At 32.4% G+C, this 13,544-nt stretch carries 13 protein-coding genes; 3 read left to right on the forward strand and 10 right to left on the reverse strand.

Annotation, left to right across the window (positions count from 1 at the left end; genetic code table 11):
• The 3 genes from BOW57_RS13915 to BOW57_RS13925 all read right to left on the reverse strand — a co-directional run bounded on the left by BOW57_RS13915 (position 1) and on the right by BOW57_RS13925 (position 2,375).
• Complete coding sequence (locus BOW57_RS13915; protein ID WP_129023208.1) at positions 1 to 750, reverse strand: hypothetical protein; 750 nt, start codon at positions 748 to 750, stop codon at positions 1 to 3.
• A gap of 68 nt (positions 751 to 818) precedes the next feature.
• Positions 819 to 1,598 carry a hypothetical protein gene (locus tag BOW57_RS13920; protein ID WP_129055060.1) on the reverse strand — a complete coding sequence of 260 codons (780 nt, stop codon included), beginning with the start codon at positions 1,596 to 1,598 and terminating at the stop codon, positions 819 to 821.
• Between the two features lie 60 nt (positions 1,599 to 1,658).
• On the reverse strand, positions 1,659 to 2,375 hold the full coding sequence (locus tag BOW57_RS13925) for a hypothetical protein (protein WP_129055062.1): 717 nt from the start codon (positions 2,373 to 2,375) through the stop codon (positions 1,659 to 1,661).
• Between the two features lie 225 nt (positions 2,376 to 2,600).
• Here BOW57_RS13925 and lysS point away from each other — a divergent pair, with 225 nt between their 5' ends.
• Positions 2,601 to 4,301 (forward strand): lysine--tRNA ligase, encoded by a 1,701-nt coding sequence (gene lysS / locus BOW57_RS13930; RefSeq protein WP_129055064.1) that lies wholly within the window; start codon positions 2,601 to 2,603, stop codon positions 4,299 to 4,301.
• 118 nt (positions 4,302 to 4,419) lie between these two features.
• Complete coding sequence (locus BOW57_RS13935; RefSeq protein ID WP_129055066.1) at positions 4,420 to 4,863, forward strand: STM3941 family protein; 444 nt, start codon at positions 4,420 to 4,422, stop codon at positions 4,861 to 4,863.
• 97 nt (positions 4,864 to 4,960) lie between these two features.
• Here the strand turns inward: BOW57_RS13935 and BOW57_RS13940 are convergent, their stop codons facing one another.
• Positions 4,961 to 5,557 (reverse strand): hypothetical protein, encoded by a 597-nt coding sequence (locus tag BOW57_RS13940; protein WP_129055068.1) that lies wholly within the window; start codon positions 5,555 to 5,557, stop codon positions 4,961 to 4,963.
• A 38-nt stretch (positions 5,558 to 5,595) separates the two neighbouring features.
• Positions 5,596 to 6,621, reverse strand: coding sequence for a 2-hydroxyacid dehydrogenase (locus BOW57_RS13945; protein WP_129055071.1), 1,026 nt, complete (start codon positions 6,619 to 6,621; stop codon positions 5,596 to 5,598).
• Between the two features lie 192 nt (positions 6,622 to 6,813).
• Between BOW57_RS13945 and BOW57_RS13950 the strand changes: the two genes are divergently transcribed.
• Entirely contained in the window at positions 6,814 to 7,251 is a 438-nt protein-coding gene (locus BOW57_RS13950; RefSeq protein WP_129055074.1) for a hypothetical protein, read from the forward strand.
• Positions 7,252 to 7,289: 38 nt separating this feature from the next.
• Here the strand turns inward: BOW57_RS13950 and BOW57_RS13955 are convergent, their stop codons facing one another.
• The 5 genes from BOW57_RS13955 to BOW57_RS13975 all read right to left on the reverse strand — a co-directional run bounded on the left by BOW57_RS13955 (position 7,290) and on the right by BOW57_RS13975 (position 13,434).
• Positions 7,290 to 9,767 carry a zinc-dependent metalloprotease gene (locus BOW57_RS13955; protein ID WP_129055076.1) on the reverse strand — a complete coding sequence of 826 codons (2,478 nt, stop codon included), beginning with the start codon at positions 9,765 to 9,767 and terminating at the stop codon, positions 7,290 to 7,292.
• 176 nt (positions 9,768 to 9,943) lie between these two features.
• Entirely contained in the window at positions 9,944 to 11,230 is a 1,287-nt protein-coding gene (gene hemL, locus BOW57_RS13960) for a glutamate-1-semialdehyde 2,1-aminomutase (RefSeq protein ID WP_129023216.1), read from the reverse strand.
• Between the two features lie 68 nt (positions 11,231 to 11,298).
• A complete protein-coding gene (locus tag BOW57_RS13965; protein ID WP_129055078.1) occupies positions 11,299 to 12,201 on the reverse strand; it encodes a glucosaminidase domain-containing protein in 903 nt (300 codons plus the stop codon).
• Complete coding sequence (locus BOW57_RS13970) at positions 12,194 to 13,102, reverse strand: 1-aminocyclopropane-1-carboxylate deaminase/D-cysteine desulfhydrase (RefSeq protein WP_129055080.1); 909 nt, start codon at positions 13,100 to 13,102, stop codon at positions 12,194 to 12,196. Before BOW57_RS13970 ends, BOW57_RS13965 begins: the two co-directional genes overlap by 8 nt.
• Positions 13,099 to 13,434: a hypothetical protein gene (locus tag BOW57_RS13975; protein ID WP_129055083.1), complete on the reverse strand. Its 336-nt coding sequence runs from the start codon at positions 13,432 to 13,434 to the stop codon at positions 13,099 to 13,101. The genes BOW57_RS13970 and BOW57_RS13975 overlap by 4 nt, the downstream gene beginning before the upstream one ends.
• Positions 13,435 to 13,544 lie beyond the last annotated feature (110 nt).

A 13,544-nucleotide genomic window follows, 5' to 3' on the forward strand; every position in this document is an offset into this window, starting at 1 on the left:
TTATTTTTCAAACTCTACTTCAAAGTTGAGTTTGTCAGGATTCTCCATATAATCCGTAAAAGGGTATTGAATTGTAATTGATTTTCGATCGTCACTGAATAATGCATTCGGATTTGATACTTTTTTGATTTTTTTCGGGAAATGATAACTCACAACGTAAGTTGAAGATGCAAACATCATTTTTGACATTCCAGCAGAATCTTTAACCATTTCGGCAACTTTCTTAGGATCTATTATAGCCTTTCTAGTAAACTTTTTAGCATCATATGTATAAGTCAATACACTATTATTGTTCCCAATACCATTGCCTAACGGACTTGCTCCTGCTCCTCCTTCAAGTTTTTGAAGCACATTGGCAGTTTGCAAAATATCCTGCAGTTCATTTACATTTTTAAAATCAGTCGATAAAGTCATTAAAAATTGCTTTTTTTCACTACTCATTTTAGTATGAACAGCAAAACTTTCCAGTTTCTTCAACTCTTTCTGAACTTCTGGAGACAACTTGGCAATACTGTCTTTTTTCTCTTCAAACAATTGCTTGAAAGTAAAACTAGAATCAATATCTTTTTTGGCATCAGCTCCCATTTGACTTCCAATTTGATCGCCAGCCATTTCCATCAAGGCAGAACCATCCATATCTACAGAAAATTTTCCAGTTCCGTTATCATTGATATAAATACTTTCAGTAAAAGTACAACTTGTTAAAAAGGCTAATAAAAAAGAAAAACTTAATAATTTTAATAATTTCATCGTTGTGTAATTTTTTTATCAAATATACGAACTCTATTCAAAAGAATATTACTTTGTAAACCTGCTTTCTAATCTTCGAATATTACCTTAAACCCAATATTCATATTGCTGTTATCCTGCATATTCTCTAAAGGAACATCATAAACAAAACTCTTTCTATCAGCAGCAATTACAGCATTTTTCAAAGAAACCGTTTTTATCTTTTTAGGAAAATGGTATTCCATAGAATATTTACATTCCTTCATCATATCATCCATTTTCTTAGAAAAAGGATCATCTTCCTCTTTTCCCTTTTTCTTTTTAGGCTTCGAAACTGCTTTTTTATTATCCTCTGTACTCGAAATCACTTTAGTAAAACTCTTTCCATCATAAAGAAACGAAGTAGAGTTGTTATCTTCAGATTTTGGTGCTGCACTTAAAGCTCCAAGTCGCTTTTTATCAGAAAGAGCTAATTTTTCCATCGCCTGAGTTGGAGATGCCATTTTCTGAATACTGTTTAAATTAGGAAAATCAAATATCATATTATACTCCATTTGCTTCTGCTCTTCGTTCACCTTTAAGCTGATTTTAAAATTCTCCAAAACCTTAAGCATTTCTTTCTCTGCTGCCGGCAATTTTGCTATACTATCTTTTGCTTTATCAAATAATTCTTTAAAATTAAACGTAGTATCAATAACCTTTTTATCCTTTAAAGAATCCGAACTTTTCATTCCCATTTTATACATTCCCGCCATGTCAAATCCATACGAAAAAGATCCCGAGCCATCTTCATTTATAACCACTTTTTCTTTAATGGTGCAACTTGACATACATAATACTGCAAGGATATAAAACAGTCCTTTTTTCATGATTTTAAATTTTTGGTTAGTAAGCCGCGAAGATACCTTCTTTTGATAATAATTTAAGTTTTATTCTAAAATCACTTCCAAATTTGTCCTATTAGGATTTTGCAGGCAGTCTGAAAGCTGAAATTCTAAACTTAACGATTTTCTATCGGCACTTATAACCGCTTCTTCGTTTGAAATCGATTTTATCTTTCTTGGAAAATAGTAGTTTAAAACATAAGATTGTTTCAATTTATAGTTAGAAAATACATTTTTTTTGCCCTCTACTTCTTTCCTTCTCTCATCAAATTTTTCTTGATCAGTGATTACCAAATTTCTTCTAAATGTAACACCATCAAAACTGTATTTTATTTTATAAAACGGCTGAACTACCGTATAATTTTCTTTTAAACAACTAGCTAAACTAAGGCTTTTATAAACATTAGGAACTTCTTCTATCTTTTTAAAATCACACGAAACAATATTAAAATTCTCCATCTGAATTGGATCCATTTTCACATGCATTTTCACATTAGAATGTTCTTGAAATAATGCCTGATCTGTTTTACTATATCTCACAAAAGTTTCTTGATACTTAGTAATATAATCTTTAAAAACAAATATGGTATCTATAAATTTCTCTGAATCAGAACTATTTCTCCCTAACTGCATAACACTATTTTCATCCCGAAGACTGTAAACTTCAATATTTCCAGTTCCGTCTGGGTTTATTATTATCGTTTCAGTTATAGTGCAGCTTGTAAGCAGAATTAGTAATAAAAAGGCTGATATAAATTTCATTTTTTAGGAGATTCTGAGTTTTTATGAGTCGCTAAGATAACTAGATTCTGATTCAATTTCTTACAAAACTATTTTATTTTAAAACAATACAGAGTCCCCACACCAATCTATACGGGGCAAAAGGGGATTGAAATACAATAAATTGCTGCTGCAAAAATTCTAAAATACGCATTCTAAAATCTACATTCTTTTCTTTATCTTTGCACTCTTAAAAAAAGCACAAAAATGGCATTATCAGAACAAGAAATCATCAGAAGAGAAAAACTTCAAAACTTACGCAGCTTAGGAATCAATCCTTATCCAGCTAATCTTTTTCCTGTAAATCATACTTCGAAGCAAATAAAGGAGTCGTTTGAAGAAGGTAAGAAGGTTATCGTTGCGGGGCGTTTGATGAGTGTTCGTGATCAAGGTAAAGCTTGTTTTGCTGAATTACAGGATAGCGAAGGACGTATTCAATTGTACGTGAATCGTGATGTTTTGTGTGAAGGCGACGATAAAACTTTATACAACCAAGTATTTAAAAAATTAACTGATTTAGGTGACTTTATTGGTATAGAAGGTGAATTGTTTACAACTCAGGTTGGAGCAAAATGTATTCGTGTAAGCGGTTTTACTTTCTTGAGTAAAACATTACGCCCGCTTCCGTTACCAAAAGTTGACGAAGAAGGAAACGTTCACGATGCATTTAATGATGCTGAATTACGTTATAGAATGCGTTATGTGGATTTAACTGTAAATCCACAAGTAAAAGAAACTTTCATCAAACGTACAAAGTTGTTTACAGCAATGCGTGGTTATTTTAACGATGCAGGATATCTTGAAGTTGACACCCCAGTTTTACAGTCAATTCCTGGTGGTGCTTCGGCGAGACCTTTTATAACGCATCATAATTCGCTTGATATTCCGCTTTATATGCGTATTGCGAATGAGTTATACTTAAAAAGATTAATTGTTGGTGGATTTGAAGGTGTTTATGAGTTTTCTAGAAACTTCCGTAACGAAGGAATGGATAGAACGCATAATCCTGAATTTACCGCAATGGAAATATATGTAGCCTACAAAGACTACAACTGGATGATGGAATTTGCTGAAGGCTTATTAGAGCATTGTGCAATTGCCGTAAACGGAACTAGCGAAGTTACTTTTGGCGAACACAAAATCAACTTTAAAGCGCCTTACGCTCGTGTTACGATGACGGATTCTATTAAACATTTTACTGGTTTTGACATTTCTGGAAAAACGGAAGAAGAATTGTTTGAAGCGGCAAGAGGAATGGGAATTGAAGTGGACAAAACAATGGGTAAAGGAAAATTGATTGATGAAATTTTCGGAGCGAAATGCGAAGGAAACTATATTCAGCCAACTTTCATTACTGATTATCCAAAAGAAATGTCTCCGCTTTGTAAAGAGCACCGTGATAATCCAGACTTGACTGAGCGTTTTGAATTAATGGTTTGTGGTAAAGAAATTGCAAATGCTTATTCTGAATTAAACGACCCAATTGACCAAAGAGAGCGTTTTGAAGATCAAATGCGTTTGGCTGCAAAGGGTGATGATGAAGCTAACGGAATTATCGACGAAGATTTCTTAAGAGCACTTGAGTACGGAATGCCTCCAACTTCTGGAATGGGAATTGGAATGGATCGTTTGATTATGTATTTAACAAACAATGCTTCTATTCAAGAAGTTTTATTGTTCCCGCAAATGCGTCCGGAGAAAAAACAATTAATTGAATTATCTGACGAAGAGAAAGCAATTATTCACTTCCTTAAAGAGAACGAAAACAAAATGGATCTTGCACAACTAAAAGTTACAGCTAATTTAAGCGGTAAAAAATGGGATGCAGCTATGAAAAATTTATCAAAACATGGTTTGACTAAAGTTGCCGTTGAAGGTGAATTTAAATTTGTGGAATTGGTAGGATAGATTATTAAAATCCCCATTTTTGAAAATTCTAAATTTCAAAAATGGGTTTTTATAAAATACAAACCCGACAGATTATCTGTCGGGTTTTTTATTTAAATTTACTGACTTAGAAACATTTATGCCAAAAATTAAAAAGTACTTCCTTTATACAATATTCATTTTATTCACAGTTCTTTCTGTTTATGAATTAATTGATTCATTTACAAATCCAGAATTACAATTTTCAGAAGTAATTCTATTCAAAATGAGACTTAAATATCTTAGCGGCATACTTCTCTTTGGAGGTTTAGGCTGCATCTATTATCTTATAACAGAAAATAAAATTGACAAAAGTAAAGACAGCTTTAAAACCAATATTACAATGTTTTTTGGATGCTTAATCTTTGTTTTAAATTGTTTATTTCTGGTTTTATATCCTGAAGAATTTAAAAGAGGGAATCTGGTAATCAAAATGATAATTGGTTACGCTGGAATATTATTTTTCGGAGGCGGTTTACTCATGGCTTTATATAGATTAATCAAAAATCTTTTAAGCGCCAAACAACAGGTTAAAGAACAATAAATAAGAAACTTACAGCCTTATTTTAAAAATTCCAAATTCCAAAATATAACAATATTCAAGCCCGACAGATTTTAAAAATCTGTCGGGTTTTTTATTTTTAAAAAGAATATTTCTCTAATTTTTTAGAATTAACATCCAAAACCTTTGTACTTTCTTTAGGAACATTACCTTTTATAACTTCCTGAACAGATGGATTTGAAGGGTATTTTCCGCCTTTCATTTTTAAAAGATGAAATTTTCCTCCGCTTTCAAATATAAGATCATAAAACTTTTCAGTTGATGAAGTGGTTACGTAAATTGGATAATCGGTTACAGTAAAACGATTGATTACACTTCCATCATTATTTAAAATATATCCTGAACAGCCTCCGCTTCCGCAGAAATAAGAGTTTGAGAAACCCACAAAATATTCGTTTTTCTTATCATTATTCAAATCAAATTCTTGATAATAAAAATAACGATCGTCTTTTGTCATAACTGGAATATCTTTCTTCAACAAAACACCTAATTGTTTCCTAATCAATTCGACTGCTTTATCATCTCTTGGAGGCGCTTCGTTGAGATTTGCAGTTCCTCCCAATGTTTTAGACAAAGTATCCTGCACAATAGTTTTTACTATATTTTTCGATTCTGTTTTATTTTGACATGAATACAATGCCAAAATTGCAATTGCAATTACGATTTTACTTTTCATAGTTTGTTCTTTTAAATTTTATATCTCTATAATCAATTCTAAACAAGCAAAGCTGCCTTATTTTCAATGTCACTCTCAGTCAACAATCCTTTAATATTATTAAAAGTAACCAACGCAATCTGAGTTAAAGCTTCATTGGTAAAAAATGCCTGATGTGCTGTTACCAAAACATTAGGAAAACTCATTAACCTTTGAATAGCATCATCCTGAATAATATCTGCAGATAAATCTCTGAAAAACAATTTTTCTTCCTGTTCGTAAACATCAATTCCTAAATAACCTATTTTACCTTCTTTCAAGCCCTCAATAACCGAAGCAGTTTCAATCAATCCGCCTCGACTTGTATTAATAATCATCACATTATCTTTCATAGACGCAATTGAATCTTTATTAATAACATGCTTTGTTTGAGCATTTAACGGACAATGGAGCGAGATAATATCACTTGATTTAAAGATCGTTTCCAGCGATACAAACGCCACACCGTCCTTTATCATTTCATCATTTGTAATAATATCATAAGCCAGTACTTTACAACCAAAACCTAAAGCTATTTTAGCAAAAGCTTTTCCGATATTTCCAGTTCCAATAATTCCAACCGTTTTTCCAAACAAATCAAAACCTAACAATCCGTTTAGAGAAAAATTTTGTTCGCGAACACGATTGTACGCTTTATGCGTTTTTCTGTTCAATGTTAAAATCATTGCCATTGCATGTTCTGCAACAGCTTGCGGAGAATAAGCAGGAACGCGGCAAACTTTTAAATTATATTTCTTAGCTGCTTCTAAATCGACATTGTTAAAACCTGCACAACGTAATGCAATAATTTTTACTCCTTTTTCTGCCAGCTGCTTAATTACAGTTTCGTTTACTATATCGTTTACAAAAACACAAACAACAGCGGTATTTTCAATTAAAATAACAGTCTGAGGATTAAGCTGCGTTTCAAAAAAATCCAATTCAAAACCAAAATCGGCATTGTATTTATTAAAAAAAGATTTATCGTAAGGCTGTGTTGAAAAAAAGGCGATTTTACTTCCGCTGATTGTAGTAACTAAACTCATAATGAATTGTTCTTGGATTTTAATTTGTTTATACCTTAAAAATACAAAAATAATTCTAGATGCTTCTTTTAAAATAAAGCTTTAAAGTTTTACGTTTCAATTTGTTAAATAAAGCACAATTCTAACTTAGTTAATTAAACCTATTGATTTTAACATTGTCTAATCGATATAAACAATTAAAAAACTTACATCATGAAAAAATTATTTATCGCTGCTTTGCTATTTGTTGGAATAGCAAGCTTTGCACAAGAAGCCGACCAAAAACCTATGCGTGAGCATAAAGAAAGATTAACTCCAGAACAGCGCAGTGAAAAGCAGTTAAAAAAACTAACTTCTGAGTTAAATTTAGATGCCAATCAACAAACACAAGTAAAACAACTTTTAGCGGATCGTAATGCTAAAGCTGAAAAGTTTAAAGAAGTCAGAAAAGACAAAAAAGACAGCAATGTAAAACCCACAGCTGCCGAAAAAGAAGCTTTCAAAAAACAAATGATCGACGAAAAAGAGGCTAATGATGCAAAAATGAAAGCAATTTTGAATGCGGACCAATACAGTAAATGGAAAAACATTCAGAAAGAAAATCAAGATAAGATGAAAAATAAAATGAAAGAACGAAAAGACCAAGAATAAAAAAAGAGGCTCGTAAGCCTCTTTTTATTTGTATAAATCTACACCTTAGGATTTAGAATTAAATCAATTCTTTTAATACAATCTTCATAGTGATATTTTGTTTCTGCATTTGTTCCTAATGCTTTTGCTGCCGTAAGCGATTTTTTTAATGTATTTAATTCTCCACGTACTAAAGCTCTAAGATCAGACTGAGAAACATTATAATAACCCGATGATCTTTCTGTTGGTTTCATCTCTTCTGTCATCAAAGTTCCCATTCTGTCGATATAAGCACGTTGAAGATTTCGACGATAAATGGTAACATTTGCTGCGCTGCCAGCCTCTTTCCAAATTCCTTTTCTCATATATTTAAAGAAATCCAAAGCTTTATAAGTATCAGCACCCAAAATTTCATTATCCATTAATCTTCCAATACGTCCTAAACTTAATAAGTTATTTAGATGTCTAACTTGTAAATTTCTAAACCTTTCAGTATATCCAGCATAATCAGTATTCTTTAAAGTATTTAAATTTACAATCCAAGTTGGAGAAGCAAAAGCATTTGTCTGTAACCAATTCATTGCTTCGATTTGCTTTGCCTTTGGAACAACTTCGTATACATTTCCTGCTTGATTTGGATTTTTAAGGTTTTCGTTCACTCCGCCAACATTTGTTACAACGTGACCTACATAACGGCTCCAAACATCCAATAATTCCTTATATAATTCATCTAAATCTTCATAGTTGTTGGTAACATTACTCGTCCATTCATTTAAATGACTGGCAACAAATTCAAGATTTTTTAATCCGTAAGAACTTGCTTTCATTGAGTTATTTCCAATATCTTCTGTTTGAGAAGAAGGATCGAAAGTACTGCTTTGTTTACCATATTTGTAAATAGGATTTCCAGCTTTATCCAAAATCCATTTGTCTAACGTTGGCGTTTCGTCTTGAGGAGATTTCGAATTTGGAATTACTCTATAACCCCAATTTAAAGCGTAATGATCGTAAGCACCCATTTTACGAATAAAACGAACATTTTTATCTCCAGGTTGCGCAATATAGTTGTATCTCGCATAATCCATTATACTTGCTGCGATACCGTTTTGTTGTGTAAAATCACCATTTCTGTAACTTTCTGTATCAAAAGCACAACTTGCTCCCATATTATGAGGAAAACCTAATGCGTGACCAACCTCGTGAGCAATTACCATTCGCATCATTTCTCCCATTTCTTCATCACTAGTCTGCAATGTTCTAGCTGATGGATTTGCAGCTCCCGTTTCTAACAAATAACGATTCCTGTATGAACGCAAATGATTGTGATACCAGATAACATCACTTTCTATAATTTCTCCAGTTCTAGGGTCAGAAACACTAGGGCCAACAGCATTTCTTGTTGTACTGGCAACATAACGTATTACAGAATAACGAACATCTTCTGGGCTAAAATCAGGATCTTCCTCTTTTGTTGGAGCATCTTTGGCAATAATAGCATTTTTAAAACCAGCAGTTTCAAAAGGTTTTTGCCATTCTTCAATTCCTTGTTTAATATATTTTTTAAGTTTTTCCGGCGTAGCTGGATCCAAATAATATACAATTGGTTTTATTGGCTCAACCAATTCTCCTCTTGCGTAAGCTTCAGGATCTTTTGGCTCTAATCTCCATCTTCTGATATACGTTTTAAGATCCGATTTCAATTCGTTGCTTCCATAATCGTACTGGCTAATGGTAAACCATCCTACACGTGGATCTGCTAATCTAGGTTTCATCGGCACTTCTGGCAGTAAAACCATAGACTGATTCATCTGAATACTAATTGACTCTGTTTCTTCTAACATTGAAGGTTTTGAGGCATTATAAGTCATATCTTGAATCACTTCAATATTCATAGGAAAACTTTTAATCGTATTAATAAAACTTCTTGAATCATCAAGTCCTTTTACCTTATACGTTTCTCTCATTTGACCAGAAATCCCGCTGATTGCTTTTACATCTGTACTGTAAAATTTAGTAACATCGATAACTGTATTTGCAGAATCTTTACTAAAAGCAACAATATCAAAAGCAAATAATGTAGGATCGTAATTATTTGATTTAACAGAAATACTTATCGGTAAAGTATCATTTGCAACAGCATTATATGATTTTGATTTGATTAGAATTTTATCCTGAAAACGCTGCCAAACGATCAACTGTTCATTTGTTTCAGAACCAGCATTTACATAACCTCCTCCAAGATTAGAAGGCAGTTTAGACAATCTGCTTACCAAAAGCATATCTTTGTTTAGATATTTATTTGGGATTTCGAAGTAAAACTTTTTATCTACTTTATGAACCGTAAAAAGACCTTCGTCAGAAACGGCATCTTTGGTAATTACTTTACTGTACTCTTTGATAGAAGAATCAGATTTTTTTTCTGCTGGAGCTCCAGCGCTCTCTTCTTTTTTGGATTTCTTTTTTGTCGATTGGGCAAACTGACTTTCAGGAAATAACATAAAAACTGCCATTGCAGTAAAAATGAAAATTTTCTTCATTTATTATAGGTTTTAATGGTTATTTGTTAAACAAAAATAATTTTTGAATGCAATTATACAAGTCTTTTAGTTGTCATTAACTTTTTATTAACTAAATATAAAATAAAGTTTACAACAATAAAAAAGGTTTGACTTTTTGTAAAGTCAAACCTTTTAAAATAAATAGTTACTATGAATTAAAATGTTTTCGAAACTTTATCAATCGCATTAATTGTAAAATCTAAATCTTCATACGTCAAAGCATCTGTTATAAACCATGTTTCATAAGCTGATGGCGCAATATAAACACCTTCCTGCAATAAACCGTGGAAGAATTTTTTAAACGTTTCGTTATCTCCTTTTGCAGCAGTTTGAAAATCTACAACAGGATTTGCATCAAAATGAACAGAAATCATCGAACCTACTCTATTGATCGTAAAAACAACATTATTTGCTTTTAAAACCCTGTCTATTCCAGCTTCTAAATAAGCAGTTTTTTCTTCTAAACGAGTAAAAATTTCACGATCATTATCTAACGCTTTCAACATTGCATAGCCGGCAGCCATTGCTAACGGGTTTCCAGATAATGTTCCTGCTTGATAAACTGGTCCTAGAGGCGCTAAATAATTCATGATTTCTTCGCGTGCAGCAAAAGCTCCAACTGGCAATCCGCCGCCAATTACTTTTCCGAAAGTTACAATATCAGCATTGATATTATACAATTCCTGAACACCGCCGCGAGCCAAACGGAAACCTGTCATAACTTCATCAAAAATCAGTAAAATTCCGTTTGCTGTACACAATTCTCTTAAACCTTCTAAGAAACCTTTTGCAGGCGGAATACAACCCATATTTCCTGCAACTGCTTCAATTATAATAGCAGCAATCTCACCTTTATTAGCTTCGATTAAAGTTTTTACATTCTCTAGATCATTGTATTTTGCTAACAAAGTATCTTTTGCAGTTCCTTCTGTAACGCCTGGACTGTTTGGCGAACCAAAAGTTACAGCACCACTTCCAGCCTGAATCAAAAACGAATCAGAATGTCCATGATAGCATCCAGCAAATTTGATAATTTTATCCCTCTTTGTAAATCCGCGAGCCAAACGAATTGCGCTCATACAAGCTTCTGTCCCTGAATTTACAAATCTAATTTTGTCAATATTTGGAACCATAGAAACAGCCAAAGCTGCAATTTCTGTTTCCAATTCAGTCGGCATTCCAAATGAAGTTCCCAGTTTTGCTTTTTCGATCACTGCATCAACAACTGGCTGATACGCATGACCTAAAACCATTGGTCCCCAAGAATTAATATAATCTATTAATTTGTTTCCGTCTTCATCATATAAATAAGCACCTTTGGCACTTTTGACAAAAATTGGAGTTCCTCCAACTGCTTTAAACGCTCTTACTGGCGAATTTACACCACCTGGAATTACTTTTTCTGCTTCAGCAAAAAGCTGACTACTTCTTTTATATAACATTATAATATTAGATTTCTGATATTTAGATTATTTGAAACGGACTGAACACTAAAAAACTGCCCACTTAATTACTTAACCTTAAGTCTCTGCCCAATCGAAATTGCATTATCAGTCAGATTATTTTTTCTTTTTAAATCTTCAACCAATAAATTGAATTTCTTTGAAATTGAATATAGCGTATCTCCTTTTTGAACCTCATACAAATTCGGATCGTATTGACTCATATTGATTTTTGGATCAGAAGCTGCATCATAAGATGACTTTTTTGGCGGATTCGAGGTATTTATTGGCACATAGTTTCTTCCTGTAACCTGACAATCATATTGATGTAGATTATAGCGCTCAATATAACTGATTAACTTGTCTGGATATTTCGGATCTGTTGCGTAGCCACAAGCTCTAAGTCCTTTTGCCCAAGCTTTGTAATCGTCTTTTTCATAAGTAAACAAAGACTCATATCTCTTTTTCCCAACCAAAAATAAAGCATGATCTCTATAAGATTCTGCCGGTTCTGGATATTTTCTAAAACATTCCTGAGCCGAATCATCATCGTGACGAACACTTTCGCCCAGCCAATCTTTATGGCATTTAATTCCGAAATGATTATTAGCCTCAAGTGCCAGATCACCTTTTCCCGCACCTGATTCTAAAATTCCCTGCGCCAAAATTATACTAGCCGGAATTCCGTATGTTTTCATGTTTCCAATTGCAATATCTTTATACTGCAAAACATAATTATTAATTAAATCATTGGTTACAACTGTTTTTGAAGTAGAATGAATAACCTCAGTTGTATTATTTGTAGAAGGATAATTTTTACCTATTGGTTTAACAGGAGTAGTTTTTTTAGTCGTCGCTACTCGCGGTTTCTGAACCGCAGCTGCTTTTTTTGTTGTAGCAATAACTGGTTTACTAGAAGAACAGCTTGCCAAAACCAATATCGTAAATAGCAGTACAATTTTTTTAATCATTCGTTTTAAGTATTGGTAATTTTTTCTGCATCAACTTCATATTCATTCCATCAACTCCCTGTAATCCACCTGTGTGAATAAGTAAAATTTTTGAATGTGCAGGAAAATATTTTTTGCCTATTAAATCTATAACGCCAAAAACCATTTTTCCTGTATAAATTGGATCTAGGGGCACTTTTGTTTTTTCAAAAAATGCATTTATAAATTCGATTAATTCTAAATTTATCTTGCCATAACCTCCAAAATGATAGTCAGAAATTAAATTCCAGTTATCTTGTTTGGCAAAAATACGAATTTCATCTTGTAAAAAGTCACCTTTTAACGCTGGAAAGCCCAAAATTTTCTGATTTTCCGCTGAACTATTTATTAATCCCGAAATAGTTCCTCCAGTTCCAACAGCACAGCAAACATAATTAAAAGCAACATCTTCTTGTGTTAAAATTTCTTCACAGCCTTTTACAGCGAGTTCATTTGTGCCGCCTTCAGGCACTAAATAAAAATCACCAAATTTGTTTTTTAATTGCTCGATAAACGTATTTTCACTCTTAAGGCGATAATCTTCTCGCGAAACAAACTCAAACTGCATTCCGTTTTCCTGAGCAAATTTCAAAGTTGGATTTTCTTCAATTTTATCTCCAAGCTCATCGCCGCGAATAATTCCAATAGTTTTAAAACCCTGCTCTTTTCCTGCATACGCCACCGCAGCAATATGATTAGAAAATGCACCGCCAAAAGTCAATAAAGTACTATGATTCTTGGCTTTCGCCTGAATTAAATTGTATTTTAATTTCCTAAATTTATTCCCCGAAACAAACGGATGAATTAAATCTTCTCGCTTTATAGTCAAAGAAATATCATCTGGAAAACTAATATTAATAGACTGATTGAAAACTGGATTCATTTTAATTTGATATAATTTAAAAACCGAAAAAAAGATCTGTTTTTTAAATAATTTAAGTTCGTTTCATTATGGTAAGCTTCTCTTTCAAAACTAATATTTCGATATGCCAGATCTTTATTTTTATACTGAATTAAGCGAAATAGAAATTCGAAAGCGTACCAAATGAAAAACGGAATTATTAAAAATTCTAACTGCTGTCTTAAATGAATTTTTTCATGATTAATAAAAACGCCATTTGATTTATCAAAATCATATTTCATCAAAACAAACGGAAATACAGCCATTCCGCGATATCCTTTTGGAATTAAATATTTGCTAACAATCAGAAACATTGGCTATAAAATTTATAAATTTGTAGCTATAAAATTGTTCATTTTCATTAAAATCATAATCAATTATTTCTATTTTTGATTTTAATATTTATTAAAACTGAACGCGAAGC

The organism is Flavobacterium sp. YO64, assembly GCF_004119505.1.
GTDB classification, from domain to species: domain Bacteria; phylum Bacteroidota; class Bacteroidia; order Flavobacteriales; family Flavobacteriaceae; genus Flavobacterium; species Flavobacterium oncorhynchi.

What these genes read in the sequence shown, in the direction of transcription:
- BOW57_RS13975 (WP_129055083.1), bottom strand. Translation starts at nt 13,434, where the DNA reads ATGTTTCTGATTGTTAGCAAATATTTAATTCCAAAAGGATATCGCGGA.
- hemL (WP_129023216.1), bottom strand. Translation starts at nt 11,230, where the DNA reads ATGTTATATAAAAGAAGTAGTCAGCTTTTTGCTGAAGCAGAAAAAGTA.
- BOW57_RS13945 (WP_129055071.1), bottom strand. Translation starts at nt 6,621, where the DNA reads ATGAGTTTAGTTACTACAATCAGCGGAAGTAAAATCGCCTTTTTTTCA.
- BOW57_RS13915 (WP_129023208.1), bottom strand. Translation starts at nt 750, where the DNA reads ATGAAATTATTAAAATTATTAAGTTTTTCTTTTTTATTAGCCTTTTTA.
- BOW57_RS13965 (WP_129055078.1), bottom strand. Translation starts at nt 12,201, where the DNA reads ATGATTAAAAAAATTGTACTGCTATTTACGATATTGGTTTTGGCAAGC.
- lysS (WP_129055064.1), top strand. Translation starts at nt 2,601, where the DNA reads ATGGCATTATCAGAACAAGAAATCATCAGAAGAGAAAAACTTCAAAAC.
- BOW57_RS13920 (WP_129055060.1), bottom strand. Translation starts at nt 1,598, where the DNA reads ATGAAAAAAGGACTGTTTTATATCCTTGCAGTATTATGTATGTCAAGT.
- BOW57_RS13925 (WP_129055062.1), bottom strand. Translation starts at nt 2,375, where the DNA reads ATGAAATTTATATCAGCCTTTTTATTACTAATTCTGCTTACAAGCTGC.
- BOW57_RS13940 (WP_129055068.1), bottom strand. Translation starts at nt 5,557, where the DNA reads ATGAAAAGTAAAATCGTAATTGCAATTGCAATTTTGGCATTGTATTCA.
- BOW57_RS13970 (WP_129055080.1), bottom strand. Translation starts at nt 13,102, where the DNA reads ATGAATCCAGTTTTCAATCAGTCTATTAATATTAGTTTTCCAGATGAT.
- BOW57_RS13935 (WP_129055066.1), top strand. Translation starts at nt 4,420, where the DNA reads ATGCCAAAAATTAAAAAGTACTTCCTTTATACAATATTCATTTTATTC.
- BOW57_RS13955 (WP_129055076.1), bottom strand. Translation starts at nt 9,767, where the DNA reads ATGAAGAAAATTTTCATTTTTACTGCAATGGCAGTTTTTATGTTATTT.
- BOW57_RS13950 (WP_129055074.1), top strand. Translation starts at nt 6,814, where the DNA reads ATGAAAAAATTATTTATCGCTGCTTTGCTATTTGTTGGAATAGCAAGC.